Origin of the sequence: Streptomyces africanus, assembly GCF_030816955.1 — a bacterium.
Lineage (GTDB): Bacteria > Actinomycetota > Actinomycetes > Streptomycetales > Streptomycetaceae > Streptomyces > Streptomyces africanus.
Window position 1 is genome coordinate 3617935 of sequence record NZ_JAUSYP010000001.1, and the last position, 20503, is coordinate 3638437.

Sequence of the window (20503 nt, forward strand, 5' to 3'; positions counted from 1 at the left end):
GGCCTAGTCCAATGGGTTCGGCTTGATGTCCACCCGGTCTGTGTCGAACCCTCTGCCCATCCTCGTCGGGGGACGGACGAACACGGCGGCGAACAGAAACCGGTAGATCGCGTTCATCCGCGCGTAGTCCTCTGCCTTCTCCAGCCTCTCCCAGTTGGCCTCAGCGTCTGGTCCGGCGATGCCCTCCAGGACGGCTACGGGGCGTTTCACGGTCTTACGCTGCCGCTCCTTCATCCGCTTGACGATCGGTGCACGCATCGCCTGGAAGTCGGCCGTGGTGAAGTCGTCGTCGTTGAGCCACAGCTCTTTCAGCTCCCGCAGCTTCTCGCGGTCCTTCTCGTCCGCCATGACGTCGGCCTCCGGGCGCGTGGTCGTGGCGGGCTCGTAGCCGGACGTGTCCAGCTTCGTTAGTACCTTGATCGCCACGTCCCGTATGAACTCCTCAAGCGGCCCGGCCGAGATGGAGCGGTTGCACTTCTGCTGGTCGGTGTTGTCGGAGCGGGTGCACCGGTAGTAGGCGTACCGGCCGCTGTTCGTGCCGCCCATACGCGCGCCGCACGTGCAGGTGGCGACTCCGCGCAGGAGGTAGTTCCGAATGGGGCGCTTCTTCGTGTCCTGGTGCTGCTGGGCGCGGTACTCCCGGAGCCGCTGCACCTCGTCCCACTGCCCGCGGTCGATGATGGCGGGCCATGTCCCGACGGCCACTTCCTCGCCGAGGTGGAACCGCAGCCCGGCCACGAAGTGGGACGACAGCAGATGCCGAACGTTCTCGGGGTTCCACGCCTTGCCCTTCGACGTGGGGATGCCCCGGGCGACGAGATCTTGAGCTATGGCGTGCGGCGACTCCCCGTCCAGGTAGCGGCGGTACACCTCGCGGACGATCTCCGCCTCTTCCTCGACGATCGCGCGGCCGTCTCCGGTGTAGCCGTACGGTCGGTTGCCCACGTGCGGTCGGCCTTCGCGGGCGTGGTCCTTCAGGGCGTCCTTGAGGCGGCGGGACGTGTCGTCGGAAGAGCGGCAGGCGTGGGCGACCTCGATGCGAAGGATGAAGCGGTCGTCGGGGTCCGAGAGATCGCGGCGGTTCGCCTCGCCGTGGAGCAGGACGCGCTTGTCGTCGGCGATGGAGAGCAGCTCTTCGAGATCCTTGGGCTGCCGCATGAGGCGGTCGGGGTGGTAGACGATGACGTGCCGGATCTCTCCGTCCCCCATCGCCCTCAGCATCGCTTCCCAACCGGGGCGCTTGCGGTCGCGCTGCCAGGCAGAGCGGTTGTTGTCGACGTAGATGTGTGTCGGCTCGACGCGGAGCTGGAGGCGTTCGGCGATGTCCCGGCAGATGCGTTCCTGCCGGTCGACGCCGGTCTGGTCCTCGTCTCTTGTGTGGGAGATGCGGCAGTAGATCGCTGCGGGCTCGCCCGGTGTGACGGCGGCCCTGCCTAACTTGGGTCGGGGCATGCCTTCTGGGCCCACAGGACGAGGGCGGGCGGCGACGGAGAGGGCCGCCCCGACGAGCCCGATCCCGGCGAACGGCCGGAGCACGGCGACGGTCTCCCTTCCCCAGCGGCTCACGGCGTACGCGGGGATCACGACTCCCTGCACGGCCATCAGCCAGGCGATGTACCCGAGGGAGGATCCGGAGGCGCGCACGCCGAGCCCGTCGACGACGGTGTACGCCGCGATCGTCAGCCCGGTCGCCAGGGCCGCCCCGATCGCCGCCCAGTCGGGCCGGCGCCCGCGCAGTCCCCACACCGCGACGCCGGTCAGCCCCGCGCAGGACAGGGCGATACCGGCGGCGGCCCACCCGTCGGGCACCTCGTGCGCGAAGACGGCGGCGAGCACGGTCACGACGAGCGGCGCCGTGCCGCGCGCGATGGGATAGGCCTGCCCGAAGTCGCCCAGCCGGAAGGACCTCATGAGCAGCGCGTAGTAGGCGATGTGGATGACGGCGGAGCCGAGCAGATACGGCCATGCCGGGGCCGCCGGAAACGCCACGAAGGGCGCCAGGGCCAGCCCGATGACCACCCCGCCGCCCGAGATCAGCGCGAACCCGGCCAGCTTGTCGGTGATCTTATGGGCGATGGCGTTCCAGCTGGCGTGCGTGACGGCGGCGAGCAGCACGGCGGCGGTGACCAGGGGCGTCACGCGGCGCGCTCGCGCACGTCCACGAGAGTGGCGCCGGCGTGGGCGACGAGGTCGCGGGGCGCCAGGGGGAACACGGTGTACGGCGTCCCGGCGGCGGCCCAGACGATGTCGTGCTCCAGCAGGGACCGGTCGGCGAGCACGCGCGTCCTCGTCCGGTGCCCGAAGGGCGGCACGCCGCCGATGGCGTATCCGGTGGTCTCCCGCACGACCTCGGCCTTGGCCCGCGTGACCTTGTCCGCCCCGAGCTCCTTCCGCACGAGTTCGAGGTCGACCCGCGACGCCCCGTCCATGAGCACCAGCACCGGCACGCCGTCCGCCGCGAAGATCAGCGACTTGCAGATCTGGCTCAGCTCACACCCGAGCGCGGCGGCGGCCTCGGCGGCGGTACGGGTGGCTTCCGGGAAGCGGCGGACCTGATGTACGAGGTCCCCGATCCCCAGCTCCCGCAGGGCCTCGGCGAAACGGGGGTGTGCTCCGGAGTTCTCGGCGTCCGTGGCGGCTGTCGTCGTCATGCGGGCACGCTAGCGGTGCGTGTACGAGGCACGCGAGGTGGTTTCAGCCGGTGGCGTCCTCCGGCCGGACATCCGCGAACTCCCACCACGCGAGCGGCAGCCAGTCCCCGTCGACGAAACCGTCGACGGACCCTCCGGTGCCCTGGATGGTCACGCGCGTCCCCTCCGGATAGACGACGCCGGACAAGCCGGGGACCGCCACGAGCAATGTGCCGATACGTCCTGACAAAGCGCTACTTCCTTTCTTCTGTAGATGCAAATCGTCTCATCATGCACGAGCCTGGTATATGACCCACGGCACAGTTGGAGGTGCGTGACGATGAGGGCTGTCGTGTACAAAGGCCCCTTCGAGGTAGCGATAGAGCAAGTGGAGGACCCACGGATCCAGCACCCGAACGATGTGATCGTCCGTGTCACCTCGACCGCCATCTGCGGCTCGGACCTGCACATGTACGAGGGCCGTACCGCCGCGGAACCGGGGATCGTGTTCGGTCACGAGAACCTCGGGGTCGTCGAGGAGGCAGCAGAGGGGGTCACCTCGCTCAGCCGCGGCGACCGGGTGGTGATGCCCTTCAATGTGGCATGCGGCTTCTGCAAGAACTGTACGGCCGGCTTCACGGGCTTCTGCCTGACCGTGAACCCGGGCTTCGCCGGCGGCGCCTACGGCTATGTCGCGATGGGGCCCTATGTGGGAGGCCAGGCGGAGTACGTGCGTGTGCCGTACGCCGACTTCAACTGCCTCAAGCTCCCCGAGGGCACCGAGAAGGAGACCGACTTCGTCCTGCTCGCCGACATCTTCCCCACCGGCTACCACGGCAACGAGCTGGCCGATGTGCGTCCCGGTGACAGCGTCGCGGTCTACGGCGGCGGACCGGTCGGGCTCATGGCCGCCTACTCCGCGATGCTGCGCGGCGCGAGCAAGGTGTTCGTGGTCGACCGGGTCGCGGAGCGGCTGCAGAAGGCGCGGGAGATCGGCGCCGTGCCGGTCGACTTCACCCAGGGCAGTCCGGCGGAGCAGATCAAGGAGCAGACCGACGGCCAGGGCACGGACAAGGGCATCGACGCCGTCGGCTACCAGGCACAGGCGCAGGGCGAGGACCGTGAGGAACCGGCGACCGTGCTGAACGCGCTCGTCGAGACGGTCCGGCCGACGGGCGCGCTCGGCGTGCCCGGCCTGTACGTCCCGCGCGACCCCGGCGGACCGGACGAACAGGCGAAGCACGGCATGCTGATGGTCTCCATCGGGCGCCTCTTCGAGAAGGGGCTCCGCATGGGCACCGGCCAGTGCAACGTCAAGCGGTACAACCGCCACCTGCGTGACCTGATCATCGAGGACCGTGCGAAGCCGAGCTTCGTCGTCTCGCACGAACTTCCTCTCGACCAGGCGCCGAGCGCATACGAGAAGTTCGACAAGCGCGTCGAGGGTTACACCAAGGTCGTCCTCCACCCGCACGCGTGAGAAACACGCCTGAGAAAGAAGAGCCGGTGAGGGCTCCCCGTCCCAGGGGGCCCTCACCGGCCGGTCTCTCGGAGTGCTGTCAGGGGGCGCGCACCAGCTCCCTGTCCTGATCCCCGCGGTCGGTGTCCGTGCGCAGGCCCTCGCCCTCGACGTCCACGTTGGGCAGTGCCCGGTCCAGCCACCCGGGCAGCCACCAGGCCTTGCGGCCGAGGAGGGCCAGGACGGCCGGGACGATGGCCATGCGGACGATGAACGCGTCGAAGAAGACCGCGATCGCGAGACCGAAGCCGATCATCTTGACCATCGACTCGGACGAGCCGATGAAGCCGGCGAAGACCGCCATCATGATGACCGCCGCGGCCGTCACCACCCGGGCGCCGTGCCGGAAGCCCGTCACGACCGCCTGGCCGGCCTTCTCACCCTGGACGTAGGCCTCCCGCATCCGGGTCACCAGGAAGACCTCGTAGTCCATGGCCAGGCCGAAGACCACGCCCACCATGAAGATCGGCATCATCGACATGACCGGGCCGGTCTGCTCGACGCCCATCAGGTCCGCCAGCCAGCCCCACTGGAAGACCGCGACCACCGCGCCGAGGGCCGCCATCACCGACAGGAGGAAGCCGAGGGCCGCCTTGAGGGGGACCAGGATCGAGCGGAACACCACGATCAGCAGGAGGAAGGCCAGGCCGACCACCAGGACCAGGTAGGGGATCAGAGCGTCGTTGAGCTTCTCGCTGACGTCGATGTTCATCGCCGTCTGGCCGGTGACCAGCACGTTCGCTTCCGAGTCGGCCTTGATCCCGGCGCCCTTGTCGCGGATGGAGTGGACCAGGTCCTCCGTCGCGACCGACGACGGCTTGGAGCCCGGGATGACGGTGATCGTCGCCGTGTCGCCGGCCTTGTTGGGCGCCGGCGGCGTGACCGTGACGACGTCCTCGAGGCCCTTGATCTCGTCGCCGACCTGCGTGAAGGCCGCCTTCGGGTCGTCGCTGCCCTTGGCGTCGACCACGACCATCAGCGGGCCGTTGAAGCCCGGCCCGAAGCCCTCGGAGAGGAGGTCGTAGGCGCGGCGCTGCGTGGTGGACGTGGGCTGGGAGCCGTCGTCCGGCAGGCCCAGTTCCAGGCTCGCCGCCGGGACGGCCGCCGCGCCGAGGCCGATGACGCCGAGCAGCAGCACCGCGACCGGGCGGCGGACGACGAAGCTCGCCCAGCGCGTGCCCAGGTTCGGCTTCGCGGGCCTCTTCTGCGTCTTGGCCCGGCCGAGCAGCTTGCCCTTCTCCCCCGCCGGCTTCACCCTGCGGCCCGCGTACCCGAGCAGCGCCGGGATCATGGTCAGTGCGATCAGCACGGCGATGGCCACCGTGCCCGCCGCCGCGACGCCCATCTTCGTCAGCATCGGGATGTTGACGACGGACAGGCCCACCAGGGCGATCACGACCGTGAGACCCGCGAAGACCACCGCGGAGCCCGCCGTGCCGACGGCCCGGCCCGCCGCGTCCTCGCGGTCCCGGCCCTCGGCCAGTTCGGCGCGGTAGCGGGAGACGATGAACAGCGCGTAGTCGATGCCGACCGCGAGGCCGATCATCATCGCGAGGGTGGAGGTCGTCGAGCCCAGGTCCAGCGCACTGGCCATGGCCGTGATCGAGGAGACGCCGATGCCCACGCCGATGAGCGCCGTCAGCAGCGGCAGACCGGCCGCGATCAGCGAGCCGAAGGTGATGACGAGGACGACGGCGGCGACCGCGATGCCGATGATCTCGGTGGTGCCGGTGTGCGGGACCGTCTGGAGGGCGTCACCGCCGATCTCCACGGTCAGCCCGGCCTTGCGGGCGTCCTGCGCGGAGTCCTCCAGGGCGTCGCGGGAGGAGTCCTGCAGCTCCATGCCGGAGACCTGGTACGAAACCTGCGCGTACGCGACCGTGCCGTCCTTGCTGACGGCCTTCGCCTGGTACGGGTCGGTGACGCGGACGACCTCGGAGCCGTCGGAGAGTTCCTTGACGGTCTCCCGGACGGTCGCCTTGTTGCCCGGGTCGGTCATCTTCTCGCCGCTCGGCGCCTTGAAGACGACGCGGGCGGTGGCTCCGTCGGCGCTCGTGCCGGGGAAGCGCTGTTCCAGCAGGTCGAAGGCCTTCTGGGCCTCGGTGCCGGGGATGGAGAAGGAACTGTTGCCCGCGGCGGGCGCGCCGGCCGCGCCGACACCCGCGAGGGTCAGCAGGGCCACCCATATCAGGGCGACGAAGTGCCGGCGCCGGAACGACATCCGGCCGATCTTGTAGAGGAATGTGGCCACGAGGGCGTACTCCCGGTCAGGTCGTGGGTTGGTTCTGGGCAGGGCTGATCAGCCCGACGACGTGAGCGGTGACGTCAGGTGGGGTTTGTCAGGCGACGGGAATGCCGAGGGCGGGGAGGACCACGGCGTCGATGTACGAGGTGAGGAACGCCTGCGTGGGCGGCTGGTCGTCGATCAGCGTGCGCGTGGCGAAGGCGCCGACGAGCATGTGCACGATGTAGTCCAGCGCCGGGCGGCCGGCCTGGACCTCGCCGCGGTCGACGGCCCGTTGCACCACCCGGTGGAACTCCTCCATCTCCGGCTCGATGAGCAGTTCTCTGAACGCCTGGAGGAGGTCGGGGTTGCCGTGCACCGCCATGAACAGACCGCGCATCAGCGCGGCGTTCTGCTGCATGGCGCAGTCGTCCTCACGCGCGGTGAGGGCGTGCAGGTCGCCCCGCAGGGATCCCGTGTCGACGTCGGCGATGCTGCCCGGCTTGTTGTGCCGGATCGCCTTCGCCACCAGCTCCGGCTTGCCGCCCCACTGGCGGTAGAGCGTCGCCTTGCTGGACCGCGTGCGTGCGGCGACGGCGTCCATGGTGAGGGCGTCGTAGCCGACCTCGCGGAGCAGGTCGAGCACGGCCGTGTACAGCTCGGCCTCACGCTCGGGGGTGATCCGACTGCGACGCGTGGTGGCGACCTCAGCCATCTCGCTCACCTTCCTGCTCGGAACGACACGGTTTCGTACACCACGAAGGTAGCGCACCCCCTATAGAAACGAAACCGTTTCGTACGTGTGCTGGGTCACGGGCGTGGTCAAGGCCATCAGTTTGTCCGGAGTTGCTGCACTCCGTCCCCCGGCAAAGCATGAAGACGTGACCTATCTGCGTCTGCCGCACCTCCATGAGGACCTGCTCTGCTTCGTGGCCGAGGACGACCTCTGGCTCGCCCCGCTCGACGGCCCCGGCCGCGCCTGGCGGCTCACCGTCGACCGCACCAAGGTGGGCCACCCCCGCTTCTCCCCCGACGGACGGCACCTCGCGTACACGAGCTGGCGCAGCCTGGTGCCCGAGGTCCATCTCGCGCCGGTGGACGGCGGCCCGGCCCGGCAGGTGAGCCACTGGGGCAGCGCCGACACCCGGGTCTGCGGCTGGACCCCGGACGGCGAGATCCTTGCCGTGGCCTCGCACGGCGAGCCCTTCTCGTACTTCACCTGGGCGTACAAGGTCTCCCCGGACGGCGACCCGGGCCGCAAACTGCCCTGGGGGCCGGTCGCCGACATCCAGGTCGCCGACCTGGACGGGGAGCGCAAGTCGCTCCTGCTCACCGGCACCCCGCCGCATGAACCGGCCGCCTGGAAGCGCTACCGGGGCGGGGCCACGGGCAGGCTGTGGCTGCACGGCGAACGGCTGCTGGCCGGGCTCGGCGGCCATCTGCACTCCCCCATGTTCGTCGGCGGCAGGATCGCCTTCCTCTCCGACCACGAGGGCGTCGGCAACCTCTACTCGTGCGCCTACGACGGTTCCGACCTGCGCCGGCACACCGACCACGACGCCTTCTACGCCCGGCACGCCGCCAGCGACGGCACCCGGGTGGTGTACCAGTGCGCGGGCGACCTGTGGCTGGTCGACGACCTGTCACCGGACTCCGAACCGCGCCGGCTGGACGTACGGCTGAGCGGCCCGCGCGCGGGGCGGCGCCCGTACCAGGTGCCCGCGGCCCAGCACGTCGACGGCATCGCGGTCGACGAGACCGGGCGGGCCAGCGCGGTCGTCGTACGCGGCAGCCTGTACTGGCTCACCCACCGGGACGGGCCGGCCCGCACCCTCACCGACACCCCGGGCGTCCGGGTGCGGATGCCGGAGATGCTCGGCGCGAGCGGGCGGGTGGCGTATGTGACGGACGCGGAGGGCGAGGACGCGATCGAGATCGCCTCCCTGCCCCGGGCGAGCGGCGACCGCGCACCCCGGCGGCCGGCCTCGGAAGCACTGGGCCGGGTGCGCGAACTGGTATCGGACCCCGCGGGCGAGCGGCTGGCGGTCGCCTCGCACGACGGACGGCTGCTGCTCGTGGACGTGTCCGAGGAGTCCGACGGCGAGGTCAGCGAGCTGATCCGGTCGATCAACGGGCCCGTGCGGGACCTCGCGTTCTCCCCGGACGGGGCGTGGCTGACCTGGTCGCACCCGGGCATCGGGCGCACCCTGCGGCAGATCAAGATGGCCCGGATCAAAGACCAGTTCATCGTGGACGTCACCAACGGCCGTTTCGAGGACGAGAATCCGGTCTTCACGCGCGACGGCCGCTACCTCGCCTTCCTCTCCTGGCGCGGCTTCGACCCCGTCTACGACGTGCACACCGGCGACCTGTCCTTCCCCCTGGGCTGCCGTCCGTACCTCGTGCCGCTGTCCTCCGCGACGCCCTCCCCGTTCGCGGTGAATCCCGAGGGCCGCCCGGCCGCCGGGGGCCTGGACCCGGTGGAGGACGACGAGAACGGGGACAACGGGACGGTGACCGTCGAGGTCGAGGGGCTGGAGAGCCGGGTCACGCCCTTCCCGGTGGCCGCCTCCAAGTACTCGGCGCTGCACCCGGTGGCGGGCGGCGGGCTGGTGTGGCTGCGCTGGCCGATCTCGGGCGCCCTGGGCGAGACGTTCGCCAACCCGGACGACACCAGCGGCCGGCCGACCCTGGAGCACTTCGCCCTCACCAAGGCCAAGAAGTCCGAACTCGCCGTGCACCTGGACTTCTTCGCGGTCAGCGGCGACGGTACACGGCTGGTGATCGTCGACGAGGGCGAGCTGCGCGCGGTGCCCGCGACCGAGCCCGGCGACCTGGACACGACGGTGTGGATCGACGCGCGCCGCATCCTGCACGTGGTCGACCCGGCGGCGGAGTGGCGGCAGGCGTACGAGGAGGCCGGGCGGCTGATCCGGGCGTACTTCTGGGAGCCGGGCATGTGCGGCATCGACTGGGACGGGGTGCTGGACCAGTACCGTCCGCTGGTCGAACGGGTCGCCTCCCCGGACGAGTTCGCCGACCTGCTGCGCGAGGTGCTGGGCGAGCTGGGCACCTCCCACGCCTACGTCACCGCCGCCCGGCGCAACGAGGGCCCGCCGCACTACCAGCGCCGGCAAGGCCTGCTGGGCGCCAACTTCGTACGCCGGGACGGCGGCTGGATGGTCAAGCGGATCCTGCCCGGCGACTCCTCCGACTCCAAGGCCCGCTCCCCGCTGGCCGGTACGGGCATCCGCGAGGGGGCGATCCTGACCCATGTCGACGGCCGCCCGGTGGATCCGGACGCGGGCCCGTATCCGCTGCTGGCGGGCGCGGGCGGTACGACGGTGGAGCTGACCTTCGCTCCGGCGCAGGGCACGGGACCGCCCCGGCGGGTCGCCGTCGTCCCGCTCGTCGACGAGCGGCCGTTGCGCTACCAGGACTGGGTGGCCAAACGCCGGGCGGTGGTGCGGGAGTTGAGCGGCGGGCGGTGCGGCTATCTGCACATCCCGGACATGGGCGGTTCGGGCTGGGCGCAGTTCAACCGCGATCTGCGCATGGAGGTGTCCCGGGCCGCGCTGATCGTGGACGTGCGCGGCAACGCCGGCGGCCACATCAGCGAGCTGGTCATCGAGACGCTGAGCCGCACGATCCTGGGCTGGGACCTGACCCGCGACGCCCAGCCCGTGTCGTACACCTCGAACGCCCCCCGGGGCCCGGTGGTGGCCCTGGCGGACGAGGCGACCTCCTCCGACGGCGACATGATCACCGCCGCGTTCAAGCTGCTGAAGCTGGGCCCGGTGGTGGGGCAGCGCACCTGGGGCGGCGTGGTCGGCATGACCGGCCGGCACGAGCTGGGGGACGGCACGGTCATCACGGTGCCGATGAACGCGGCCTGGTTCGACGCCTACGGCTGGTCGGTGGAGAACAAGGGCGTCGCCCCCGACATCGACGTCCTGCGCACCCCGCTGGACTGGGCGGAGGGCCGCCACGCCCAGCTGACCGACGCGGTGGAGCTGGCGCTCGGGCTGCTGGAGACCAACCCGCCGGCGAAACCGCCGACCTACAGCGACGTACCGGACCGCTCCCGCCCGAAGCTGCCGCCCAGGACGTGAAGAGGGCCCGAGGGTTGCCGGACGTGAGGAAGGGGTGCCCCGCGCGAGGCACCCCTTCCGTTCAGCGCGCCACGTCAGGCGTCGTAGTCCTGGTCGAAGCGGTCCTCCTGCTCGCGCTCGCGCTCGCGCTGCGAGGGCTGCGAGGGCTGCGAGGGGTCCATGTCCTCGTCACGCCGGCGACCGCGGCCCTGCATCTGCTCACGGGCCTGGTCGGCCTTCTGCTTGGCCTGGTTCTGCCACTGCTCGGACTTCTCCTGGAACTGGTCCTTCATACCCATGTGGGTTCACTCCCGTTGGGGGTGAGGGGATCTGGCTCGACCAGATTCACACGCGTCGTGACGCTGCGCATGTCGATCACTTACGGACTGTAGTTCTCTGCTGCTCATCGGCTGCTCCGCCCGCCCCGACGAGGCCCGTGCGCATGCCCGTCAGCCGGTCCGCGAACCGGCGCATCTCGCGCTGGCCCACCGTCCCGATGACCCCGGGCAGATATCCGCGCACGCCCTGCATGCCGCGCAGCCACCACTGCCCGTAGACATGGCTCGACCGGCGCTCGATCCCGGCCACCAGCCGGTCCACCGCCGGGCCCAGCGGATACGTCTTGTTCGACGGCCAGGGCAGCCGCTGCCTCAACTCCCGCATGACGTCGTCCTGGTCGGCCCCGCGCACCATGTCGGTGTCGGTCCACGACAGATACCCGACGCCGACCTTCACACCCCGGTGCCCGACCTCGGCGCGCAGGCTGTGCGCGTAGGCCTCCACACCGGACTTGGACGCGCAGTACGCGGTCATCATCGGCGCCGGCGTGATCGCCGCGAGGGAGGCGATCTGGAGCAGATAGCCCCGGCTCTCCAGCAGCGGCGGCAGGAAGGCCCGGGCCGTCACCGCGGAGCCGATCAGGTTGACCTCGATCACCCGCCGCCAGGACACCGGGTCGGAGTCGACGAACGGACCGCCCGTGGCGACACCGGCGTTGGCGACGACGATGTCGACCCGGCCGAAGCGCTCCTTGACCTCCTGCGCGACCCGGGCCATCGCCTCGTGGTCGGTGACGTCGGCGTGCCAGTGGTCGCTGTCGCTGTGCAGCCGCCCGGAGACCTCCTTGAGCGCGTCAGGTTCGAGCCCGACCAGTGCCACCTTCACACCGCGCGCGGAGAGCTTGCGGGCCAGCAACTCCCCGACGCCGCGCGCCGCCCCGGTCACCACGGCGACCCTGTCCTCAAGGCTCACCCTGCTCATGCGCTCTCCTCGGATACGACCCGGATGTGTGCGTGGACGAGTTCACGTATCTTCCCGGTGACCAGCTCGGGCGCCTCGACGGGCGTCATGTGGCCGATGCCGGGCAGCTCGGTGAGCCCGGTGCAGTGCGGCAGCGCGGCGGCCAGGGCCCGGGCGTGCGCCGGCGGCGTGAGCCGGTCCGCCGTACCGGCCACCACGGCCGTGGGCACGTGCAGCTCCCGTACGCCGTGGTCCAGGTCGAGCAGGTCCAGCACGTGCGACCAGGCGTAGCGGACCTTGCGGGGGCAGGCGTGCACGATGCGGGCACAGGCCTCGACCATGTGCGGGGCCGAAGCCGGGCCCATCGTCCCGTACTTGAGGATCCGGCGGGCCAGGGGCGTGACCGGGCCGAGCGGTGCCCGGGAGCCGAGGATCCGCCGGGTCAGCCAGGTCCGCAGCCGCCCGGGCCGCAGGGGGACGACGGTGGAGGCCGCGACCAGCTGCGAACTGCCCGTGCTGCACAGCAGGACGGCGGCGGTGTGCTCGTGGAAGGCGGTTCTCCCGGAGGCCGCCATCACGGTCATGCCGCCCATGGAGTGCCCGGCGATCACGGCCTGTTCGCCGGGCGCGAGGGTGGCGCCGAGTACGGCTTCCAGGTCGTCGGCGAGGGCGTCCGTGGTGCACGCGGGGCTCGCGGGGCTGCGTCCGTGGCCGCGCTGGTCGTAGGCGATGACCCGGTGGTCGGTGGCGAGGTCGCGGATCTGGGCCGCCCAGAAGGCGGTGGAGCAGGTCCAGCCGTGGGCGAGGACGACGGCGGGGGCCCCGTCGGGCCCGTGGACCTCGACGTGCAGCCGGGCGCCGTCGGCGGAGACGGCGGTCAGTTCGCGCGCGGGGGCGGGCGGGGCGTAGGGGCCGGAGTCGACGTGCAGAAGACGGCTCACGCGTCCACCCCGGCCTTCTGCTCGGCGACCTTCTGGGCCTCCGTCACGGGGGCCCGCAGGACGTCGTACTCCGCGAGGTCCACCCGCCGCGTCGCCCGCCGGAACTCGGCTGTCGTGCCGGGCCAGATGGTGGTGTTGCGGCCGCTCGCGTCGAGGTACCAGCTGGTGCAGCCGCCGGTGTTCCACACGGTCCGCTTCATACGCTCCTGGACCCGGTGGTTCCAGGCGCGTACGGCGCTCGGCCGGGCCTCGAGGGCGACCCGGCCGCCGAGGACGTCGACGTGGCGGACGAAGTCGGCCAGGTAGTTGAGCTGGGACTCGATCATGAGGATCATCGAGGAGTTCCCGAGGCCGGTGTTGGGCCCGATGATCGTCATCCAGTTCGGGAAACCGGCCGCCGATGCGCCGCGCAGGGCTTCCATGCCGCCCTTCCAGGTCTCGGCCAGGGTCCGTCCGTCGGCGCCCACGACCCGCTCGGCGATGGGCATGTCGGTGACGTGGAACCCGGTGCCGAAGACGATCGCGTCCGCCTCGGCCTCGCTGCCGTCGGCGGCGACGAGGGTCGACCCGCGGACCTCGGTCAGCCCGCTCGCCACGACGTCCACGTTGGGCTGCGCGAGCGCCGGGTAGTACTCGCTGGACAGCAGGATCCGCTTGCAGCCGATGCGGTAGTCCGGGGTGAGCTTCGCCCGCAGGGCCGGGTCCTTGATGGCGCGGGCCATGTTGCGCTTGGCCAGCTGCTCGACGAAGCCGAGTTCGTTCGGGCGCTTGGTGAACGCCTGGACCTGCACCTCCCGGATGCCCCACAGCAGTCCGCGGCGCAGCTGCGAGGTGAAGGGCAGCTGCCGGTGGAGCCACCGCTCGGCGTCGCTGATGGCCCGGTCGACGCGGGGCAGCACCCACGGCGGGGTGCGCTGGAAGAGGGTGAGCCGCGACACGTCGGGCTGGACGGCCGGCACGATCTGGATGGCCGAGGCCCCGGTCCCCACCATGGCGACGCGCTTGCCGCGCAGGTCGTAGTCGTGGTCCCAGCGGGCCGAGTGGAAGACCTTGCCCGGGAAGGAGTCCAGCCCGGGGATGTCCGGCACCTTCGGGTCGGACAGCGGCCCGGTGGCGGAGACGACGATGTCCGCCGACAGGCTCCCGCTGCTGGTCTCGATGTCCCAGCACAGCCGCTCGGCGTTCCACGTCATCCGCTTCACCTCCGAGTCGAAGCGGATGTGCGGCCGCAGCCGGAAGGTGTCCGTCACGTGCTCCAGGTAGGCGCGGATGTGCTCCTGCCCCGAGAAGGTGCGCGGCCAGTCCGGGTTGGGCGCGAAGGAGAACGAGTACAGATGCGAGGGCACGTCACACGCGCACCCGGGGTAGCTGTTGTCGCGCCAGGTCCCGCCGACGCTGCTCGCCCGCTCCAGGACGACGAAGTCGGTGACGCCCTCGCGGCGCAGCCGTACGGCGGCCCCCAGCCCGCCGAACCCGGACCCGACCACCGCGACCCGCACATGCTCGCGTTCGTGTTCGCGTTCGCCCATGCCGACACCTCCACACACCACGAAAACCATGCCAGTGAACACTGGCGCAATGGGAGCGTAGGGCAGTGGCGTACTGATGGGTAGGGGGCGGAACGAGGAAGTTACCCCTGGTACGCCTTAAGGTGCCCAGGTGGCCGAGAAGCGTGAATACCGCATGGAAGAGCTGGCCCGCCTGGCCGGGATCACGGTGCGCACCCTGCGCTTCTACCGCGAACGCAAGCTGATCCCGCCGCCTCGCCGGGAAGGCCGTATCGCCTGGTACGACGACCACCACCTGAACCGGCTGCGCACGATCACGGCCCTACTGGAACGCGGCCACACCCTCAGCGGCATCGCGGAGCTGGCGGAGGCCTTCGACCACGGCCGGGACGTCGGCGACCTGCTCGGCGTGGGCGCCCCCACCGAGGAGGAGCCGGTCCACCTCACCCCCGAGGAGCTCGCCGACCACTTCGCGGGCGAGGCCACCCCCGAGAACCTCGCCGCCGCGATGGAGCTCGGCTACCTCGGCACCGACGGCGACGAGATCGTCCACATCAGCCGCCGCCTCCTGGACGTCTCCTCGGCCCTGGTCCGCGAGGGCATCCCGCTCGCGGAGGTCCTCGGCGCGGCCAAGCAGGTCCGCACCCACGCCGACGCCCTGGCCGAACTCTTCACCGGCCTGGTCCTGCGCCACGCCTCCGAGGCCGACCTGCCCCGCCTGCGCCCGCTGGCCCGCAGCGTGGTGGAGGCGGAGCTGTCCCTGGCCATGGACCGCAGGATGCGCAGGTCCTAGGGGCTGTCCGCCTAGCGGTCGTAGACGACAGTCACCGGCGCATGATCGGACCACCGCTCCGCATGCGTGGCCGCCCGCTCCACGAACCCCTTGACCGCCCGGCCGGCGAGCCCCGGCGTGGCCACGTGATAGTCGATCCGCCAGCCGGTGTCGTTGTCGAAGGCCCGCCCGCGGTACGACCACCACGAGTACGGTCCCTCGGTGTCCGGGTGCAGGGCGCGTACGACGTCGACGTATCCGCCGTCCGCGGGATCCAAGACCTGGGACAGCCACTCCCGCTCCTCGGGCAGGAACCCGGAGTTCTTGGTGTTGCCGCGCCAGTTCTTCAGGTCGGCCCGCTGGTGGGCGATGTTCCAGTCGCCGCAGACCAGCACCTCGCGCCCCTCGGCGGCGGCCCGCTCCCGGAGTTCCTTCAGATGGGCGAGGAACTCGCCCATGAAGCGCTCCTTCTCGTCCTGCCGCTCGGTCCCGACCTCACCCGAGGGCAGATACAGGGAGGCGACGGTGACCCCCGGCAGATCCGCCTCCACATACCGCCCGCTGCCGTCGAACTCGGCGGACCCGAACCCGACCCGGACCCGGTCGGGCTCACGCCGGCTGTACAGGGACACCCCGGCCCGCCCCTTCGCGGCGGCCGGCGCGTGCACCACATGCCAGCCCTCGGGGTCCCGGACGGCCTCGGGCAACTGCTCCGGCTCGGCCCGCACCTCCTGCAGACACAGCACGTCGGCGTCGGTCTGCGCGAGCCACTCCACGAAGCCCTTCTTCGCGGCGGCACGCAGCCCATTCACATTCACACAGGTCACAGTGAGCACCCCGGCACGATACCGGCACACTGGACCAGGTCCAGTTCCGGATCGAATACGGTAGCCGTCATGCAGATACGCCGGGTCTCCTTCGACCACCCCGACGCCGTGAAGCTGAACGACCAGGTCCAGGCCGAGTACGCCGTCCGCTACGGGGACGACGGCGACGCCACGGTCATGGCCGCGTCGGACTTCGAGCCGCCGAACGGCATCTACCTGATCGCGTACGACGAGCTCGGCACCCCCGTCGCCTCGGGCGCCTGGCGCTCTCAGGACGCCAACGACGAGGGCAACCTGGACGGCGACGCCGAGGTCAAGCGCATGTACGTGATCGAGCAGATGCGCGGCCGGGGCATCGCCCGCCGCATCCTGGCCGCCCTGGAGGAGGACGCCCGCGCGGCCGGCCGTATCCGCATGGTCCTGGAGACGGGCCTCAAGCAGCCGGAGGCCATAGCCCTGTACACCTCCAGCGGCTACGAACCGTGCGCCAAGTTCGGCTACTACCGCCACTACGAGTCGAGCCGCTGCTTCGCGAAACGGCTCCGACCCCCTCGCTGAAGGGCCGCTCAGCGGCTGTTTCCGGGTGCGGCCATGGCCGGGGGCGGTCGCCCGGAATCCATTGCCCGGGTTCCCGCACCAGGGAAGTCTCCCCTCGTGACCCATGCGAAAGGTGGAGACACTATGCGGCCCCCGCTCATCCGTTCCTTCTCCCAGCTGGAGGACCTGGCACCCGGCCAACCCGTGGTGACCCTGTTCAGCGGCGGGCTCGACAGCTCGTACCTGTTGCTCCGGCTGCGCCGCATGGGCGTCCGTGACGTCCACGCCGTCAGCGTCGACATCGGCGAGGACGAGTCCTCGGACTACAAACGCCAGGTCGCCGAGGCTCTCGGGGCGAAACTCCACATCCTGGACCGCCGCCAGGAGTTCGCCGACCGGTACGTCGCCCCCGCCATCGCCGCGCAGGCCGTGTACCTCGGCATCCACCCGGTCAGTTCCACTCTCAGCCGCCCGCTGATCGCGGACAGTGCCGTGGAGCTGGCCCGGAACCTCGGCGCGCAGGCCGTGCTGCACACCGCCAACCGCTCCCAGAACACCCTGCGCCGGCTCAACGGCGCCCTGCGACTGCTCGGTTACGAGGGTGCCTTCGGCAGCCCGTACGACCTCGACCCCGTCTCCCGCGAGGAGAAGCTCGCCGCCCTCCGAGCCGCGGACGTGGACCTGCTCGCCGGCCGGATCGTCAGCGGCGACTCCAACCTGTGGTGCCGCGAGTTCGAATCGGGCATCCTCGACGACCCGGAACTGCACGAGGTTCCCGACGAGATGTACACCTGGAGCCGCCCGGTCGCCGCGCCGGACGACACCGACACCGTGACGGTCGCCTTCGAGCACGGCCTGCCCGTCGCCGTCGACGGCACTCCCCTGCCCCTCACCGAGCTGATCGACCGGCTCAACCGTCGCGTCGGCGCCTACGGCCTGGGCCGGTACTCCGGTCTGGAGCACCTCGACCACGGCGAAAAGGTCCTGGAGATCCGGGAAATGCCTGCCGCCTGGCTGCTCCTGAGCAGCTACCGGCACGTCGAGAGCGCCTGCCTGGAGGCAGAACTCATCCGCGAGAAGCGGCATCTGGAGCAGGTCTGGGTGCGCGAGGCCCTGGAGGGCCGCTGGTTCGGTGAGCTCCGACTCGCCACCCAGAGCTTCATCGACGCCTGCGCCGCCCGCACCACCGGCTCGGTCACCTGGCGGCTGCGGACCGGCGGCGCCGACACCCGGTCCATCACCACCGGCGCACCGCTCTACCTGCGGGACCGCGAGGCGTGGGAGGAGCGGGCGATCGCCACCGAGTCGGCCCCGTTCACCCGTCCCGAGCCGGTGCTCGCGGCGGCCGCCTGACCGGCCGCCCCCCTTCTGCACCCTTCCGATCCTCCTTCTTCTACGCCCTTCTGCGCCGCGAGCCTTACGGAGTACTGCCATGACCACCACCGCCCCCACCCACTCCGCCGCCGAGGCGGTCACCGCCCTGTCCGGTCCCGGCGGGCATCTGATGCCGTCCGCCGCCCTGTCGTCGCTCCTCGGCGTGGGCGCCTCCGACTGGGCTCGGCTCGCCGGACACTGGAACGAGCTGACCCTCGACACGTACATGGCCGACGGCGGAACCTACCGCTTCCGCCGCTACGGCCAGTTCGACCTCGAACCGGGCTCCGGGGAGCTGACCCTGCTGCCGCACGCGCCGTACCGGCAGGAGACGGACGTCAATCCGCTCAACGGCGGCATCGAGCGGGTCTTCGCCCCCCTGACCGAGTCCTTCGCGACAGACCCCCTGCTGCGCTCCGTACTGGTGGCGCTCGGAAGGATCTTCACCGAGGTCAGCGGCACACCGCGCTGGAACGTGAAGCTCCACCCGTACCGCATCGTCGCCTCCGCCGACCAGCAGGGACAGCCCGCGCCCGAGGGCCGGCACCGCGACGGCGTCACGTTCATCACCTCGCTTCTGATCGGCCGCACCAATGTCACCGGCGGCGAGAGCGGCGTCTACGCGAACGACGGCGCCCATCTGCTCACCACTACGCTGTCCGAGCCCGGCGACCTGCTGCTGGGTGACGACCGCCGTACCCTGCACTCGGTGACCCCGGTGCGCCCGGCGGACCCGGGCCTCCCGGCACACCGCGACGTCCTGGTGATCGCGTACACCGCGCGCTGAACCGCGCGCCCGTCCCGTACCTCTTCCTGCCGAGGAGCCTGAATTGACCGTCACCGTGGCCCGTCGCGCCTGGCTGACCGACCTTCCCGTCCTGCTGGTCGCGGTGGTGTGGGGCTCCAGCTACCTGGCGGCGAAGGGGATCACCACGGCACAGACCGTACTGGCGGTGCTGGTGCTGCGGTTCGCCGTGGTGATTCCCGTGCTCGTCGTCGCCGGGTGGCGAAGGCTGCGGGCGCTCAGTGGCGCCCAGATATCCGGGGCGGGACTGCTGGGGCTGATCCTCGCGGGGATCTTCCTCCTGGAGACGTACGGGGTCGTGCACACATCGGCGACCAACGCCGGGCTGATCATCAGCCTCACCATGATCTTCACGCCGATCGCCGAGAGCCGGGTGCGCGGCACCGGGCTGTCGGGAGCGTTCATGGCGGCCGCCGGTCTCTCCGTGCTCGGTGTGGTGCTGCTGACGCAGGGCACCGGGTTCAGCGCTCCGTCCGTCGGTGACCTGCTGATGCTGGGCGCCGCCGTCGCCCGCACGGTGCACGTGCTGGCGATGGCCCGGATGGACTCGGTGCGGGGCGCGGACTCACTGTCCCTGACGACCATTCAGCTGGGGACCGCGGTGGTGGTGTTCGCCCTGCTCTCGACGGCCTCCGGTACGGACGCCACGCCGTGGGCGGTGGCCGCCGACTTCGGGGCGGCTCAGTGGCTGGGGCTGCTGTACCTGTCCGTGTTCTGCACGCTGTTCGCCTTCTTCGTCCAGATGTGGGCGGTACGGCGGACCTCTCCGTCGCGGGTGAGCCTGCTGCTGGGCACCGAGCCGGTCTGGGCCGCCGTCGTGGGCGTCACCCTGGCCGGTGACCGGCCCGGGTGGCTGGGCTTCCTCGGCGTGGCGCTGATTCTGGGCGGCACGGCCTGGGGCCGCTCCGTGGCCGGCCGGGACGGGGACGCCGAGACGGCTTCCGCGGGCGATGACGGCACGGGGAACCCGGCGGAGGCCGTCACGGCTTCAGACGTCGAGCCAGCCCAGCCGCACGGCACAGACTCCGGCCTGGAACCGGCTGGCCGCGCCTAGGCGTTCCGTCAGGTCCGAGACGAGGCGGCGGACCGTGCGCTCGGAGATACCGAGCTTGCGGGCCATCGCCTCGTCCGTCATTCCGCCCGCGAGCATCCGCAGCACCTCGCGGTGCCGGCCTGTGGGCTCCCACGCGCCGGCGGCCGCCGGGTCGGTGACGGCGGCGGTGTCGGCCAGTACGGCCGCACCCGCCCAGCAGTGGTCGAAGATCTCCCGGAACACTCCCACCAGAACGTCACCGTGCAGCATCGCCGCCGCGAGCTCGCCGTGGGCGGTACGCGGCGCGGGCACGATGGCCAGGGAGCCGTCCGCCACGATCAGCCGCAGCGGCAGGGTGTGCGCCACGCGCACCTGCGCACCCGCCGCGCTCAGCCGCCGCAGGTACGACGCCATGTGCGGGACGGCGGCGGCCGACGCGAGATGGACGGTGCGGATGCGGACACCGCGCTCCAGCGCCAGGAGGTCGCGCTCCAGACCGGCTTCGATCATGTCGGGCGGCAGCGCGTGCCCGGGGTGGAGGGAGAGGATCTCCTGCTCGACACCGCGCGACACGTCCTCCAGGGCGGCCGAGACGTTGGCACCGCCGGTGACCACCTCCAGTTGCACGGAGCGCAGTTCCCGCGCGTGGACCGGCTGGAAGTCCGCCAGTACACGGGCGACGGCGGAGCGGGTCTGCTGCACGGAGTCGAGCAGGGCCGACGTATGCCGTTCCTCCTCCAGCAGCAGGTTCCGGAGCGCCGTTCCGGGGGACAGGGCCATCCAGCCGTTGGGGTTGCCCTGTGACGGGACGAACAGGTTCAGCCGTCCGAGCAGTTGGAGCGCGTCGGCGAACTCGGTGTCGCTCCAGCCGTGGCCGACCGTGACGGTCTGCGGGCTCCAGTCCGCGTCGTCGAGTGCGATGCGGTACAGCTCCTGCGCCCTCGTGCGCACGTCCATCCGATTCCCCCCGGTGCCGACCGCTCCCCCGGCGGACGGCCCACGC

At 71.1% G+C, this 20503-nt stretch carries 18 protein-coding genes and 1 pseudogene; 7 read left to right on the plus strand and 12 right to left on the minus strand.

Annotated elements, in window-relative coordinates:
* Window positions 1-3: 3 nt before the first annotated feature.
* From QF034_RS16585 to QF034_RS16600, 4 genes and pseudogenes are all read right to left on the minus strand, one after another.
* Window positions 4-1452 carry a recombinase family protein gene (locus QF034_RS16585; protein WP_307175704.1) on the minus strand — a complete coding sequence of 483 codons (1449 nt, stop codon included), beginning with the start codon at window positions 1450-1452 and terminating at the stop codon, window positions 4-6.
* Window positions 1453-1457: 5 nt separating this feature from the next.
* A pseudogene (locus QF034_RS16590) lies at window positions 1458-2139 on the minus strand (EamA family transporter); the annotation flags it as partial.
* Window positions 2136-2651, minus strand: coding sequence for a YbaK/EbsC family protein (locus tag QF034_RS16595; RefSeq protein ID WP_307175705.1), 516 nt, complete (start codon window positions 2649-2651; stop codon window positions 2136-2138). The pseudogene QF034_RS16590 and the gene QF034_RS16595, both read right to left, overlap by 4 nt.
* Before the next feature lie 43 nt (window positions 2652-2694).
* Entirely contained in the window at window positions 2695-2880 is a 186-nt protein-coding gene (locus QF034_RS16600; RefSeq protein WP_010035316.1) for a hypothetical protein, read from the minus strand.
* Window positions 2881-2970: 90 nt separating this feature from the next.
* Between QF034_RS16600 and QF034_RS16605 the strand changes: the two genes are divergently transcribed.
* Window positions 2971-4110 carry a glutathione-independent formaldehyde dehydrogenase gene (locus tag QF034_RS16605; protein WP_307175706.1) on the plus strand — a complete coding sequence of 380 codons (1140 nt, stop codon included), beginning with the start codon at window positions 2971-2973 and terminating at the stop codon, window positions 4108-4110.
* 79 nt (window positions 4111-4189) lie between these two features.
* Here QF034_RS16605 and QF034_RS16610 read toward each other — a convergent pair whose 3' ends face one another.
* Together QF034_RS16610 and QF034_RS16615 are read right to left on the minus strand one after the other, a co-directional pair.
* Entirely contained in the window at window positions 4190-6400 is a 2211-nt protein-coding gene (locus QF034_RS16610; RefSeq protein WP_307175707.1) for an MMPL family transporter, read from the minus strand.
* An 88-nt stretch (window positions 6401-6488) separates the two neighbouring features.
* A complete protein-coding gene (locus QF034_RS16615) occupies window positions 6489-7088 on the minus strand; it encodes a TetR/AcrR family transcriptional regulator (RefSeq protein WP_307175708.1) in 600 nt (199 codons plus the stop codon).
* Window positions 7089-7254: 166 nt separating this feature from the next.
* Here QF034_RS16615 and QF034_RS16620 point away from each other — a divergent pair, with 166 nt between their 5' ends.
* Window positions 7255-10485 carry a S41 family peptidase gene (locus QF034_RS16620; protein ID WP_307175709.1) on the plus strand — a complete coding sequence of 1077 codons (3231 nt, stop codon included), beginning with the start codon at window positions 7255-7257 and terminating at the stop codon, window positions 10483-10485.
* 74 nt (window positions 10486-10559) lie between these two features.
* Here QF034_RS16620 and QF034_RS16625 read toward each other — a convergent pair whose 3' ends face one another.
* From QF034_RS16625 to QF034_RS16640, 4 genes are all read right to left on the minus strand, one after another.
* Window positions 10560-10763: a hypothetical protein gene (locus QF034_RS16625; protein ID WP_307175710.1), complete on the minus strand. Its 204-nt coding sequence runs from the start codon at window positions 10761-10763 to the stop codon at window positions 10560-10562.
* A gap of 76 nt (window positions 10764-10839) precedes the next feature.
* Window positions 10840-11724, minus strand: a complete 885-nt coding sequence (locus tag QF034_RS16630) for an SDR family oxidoreductase (RefSeq protein WP_307175711.1) — start codon at window positions 11722-11724, stop codon at window positions 10840-10842.
* A complete protein-coding gene (locus QF034_RS16635) occupies window positions 11721-12644 on the minus strand; it encodes an alpha/beta fold hydrolase (protein ID WP_307175712.1) in 924 nt (307 codons plus the stop codon). The genes QF034_RS16630 and QF034_RS16635 overlap by 4 nt, the downstream gene beginning before the upstream one ends.
* On the minus strand, window positions 12641-14173 hold the full coding sequence (locus QF034_RS16640; protein WP_307175713.1) for a flavin-containing monooxygenase: 1533 nt from the start codon (window positions 14171-14173) through the stop codon (window positions 12641-12643). The genes QF034_RS16635 and QF034_RS16640 overlap by 4 nt, the downstream gene beginning before the upstream one ends.
* 130 nt (window positions 14174-14303) lie before the next feature.
* Between QF034_RS16640 and QF034_RS16645 the strand changes: the two genes are divergently transcribed.
* Window positions 14304-14945 (plus strand): MerR family transcriptional regulator, encoded by a 642-nt coding sequence (locus QF034_RS16645; protein ID WP_307175714.1) that lies wholly within the window; start codon window positions 14304-14306, stop codon window positions 14943-14945.
* An 11-nt stretch (window positions 14946-14956) separates the two neighbouring features.
* On the opposite strand, the gene QF034_RS16650 is transcribed toward QF034_RS16645, so the two are convergent.
* Complete coding sequence (locus QF034_RS16650) at window positions 14957-15760, minus strand: exodeoxyribonuclease III (protein WP_307175715.1); 804 nt, start codon at window positions 15758-15760, stop codon at window positions 14957-14959.
* 60 nt (window positions 15761-15820) lie between these two features.
* Here QF034_RS16650 and QF034_RS16655 point away from each other — a divergent pair, with 60 nt between their 5' ends.
* From QF034_RS16655 to QF034_RS16670, 4 genes are all read left to right on the plus strand, one after another.
* Window positions 15821-16309, plus strand: coding sequence for a GNAT family N-acetyltransferase (locus QF034_RS16655; protein WP_307175716.1), 489 nt, complete (start codon window positions 15821-15823; stop codon window positions 16307-16309).
* Between the two features lie 123 nt (window positions 16310-16432).
* Window positions 16433-17641, plus strand: coding sequence for an argininosuccinate synthase-related protein (locus QF034_RS16660; RefSeq protein WP_307175717.1), 1209 nt, complete (start codon window positions 16433-16435; stop codon window positions 17639-17641).
* A gap of 79 nt (window positions 17642-17720) precedes the next feature.
* A complete protein-coding gene (locus QF034_RS16665; RefSeq protein WP_307175718.1) occupies window positions 17721-18449 on the plus strand; it encodes a 2OG-Fe dioxygenase family protein in 729 nt (242 codons plus the stop codon).
* 43 nt (window positions 18450-18492) lie between these two features.
* Window positions 18493-19521 (plus strand): DMT family transporter, encoded by a 1029-nt coding sequence (locus QF034_RS16670; RefSeq protein ID WP_307175719.1) that lies wholly within the window; start codon window positions 18493-18495, stop codon window positions 19519-19521.
* On the opposite strand, the gene QF034_RS16675 is transcribed toward QF034_RS16670, so the two are convergent.
* Window positions 19456-20457, minus strand: a complete 1002-nt coding sequence (locus QF034_RS16675) for a helix-turn-helix domain-containing protein (RefSeq protein WP_307175720.1) — start codon at window positions 20455-20457, stop codon at window positions 19456-19458. The genes QF034_RS16670 and QF034_RS16675 overlap by 66 nt on opposite strands.
* Between the last annotated feature and the right edge of the window lie 46 nt (window positions 20458-20503).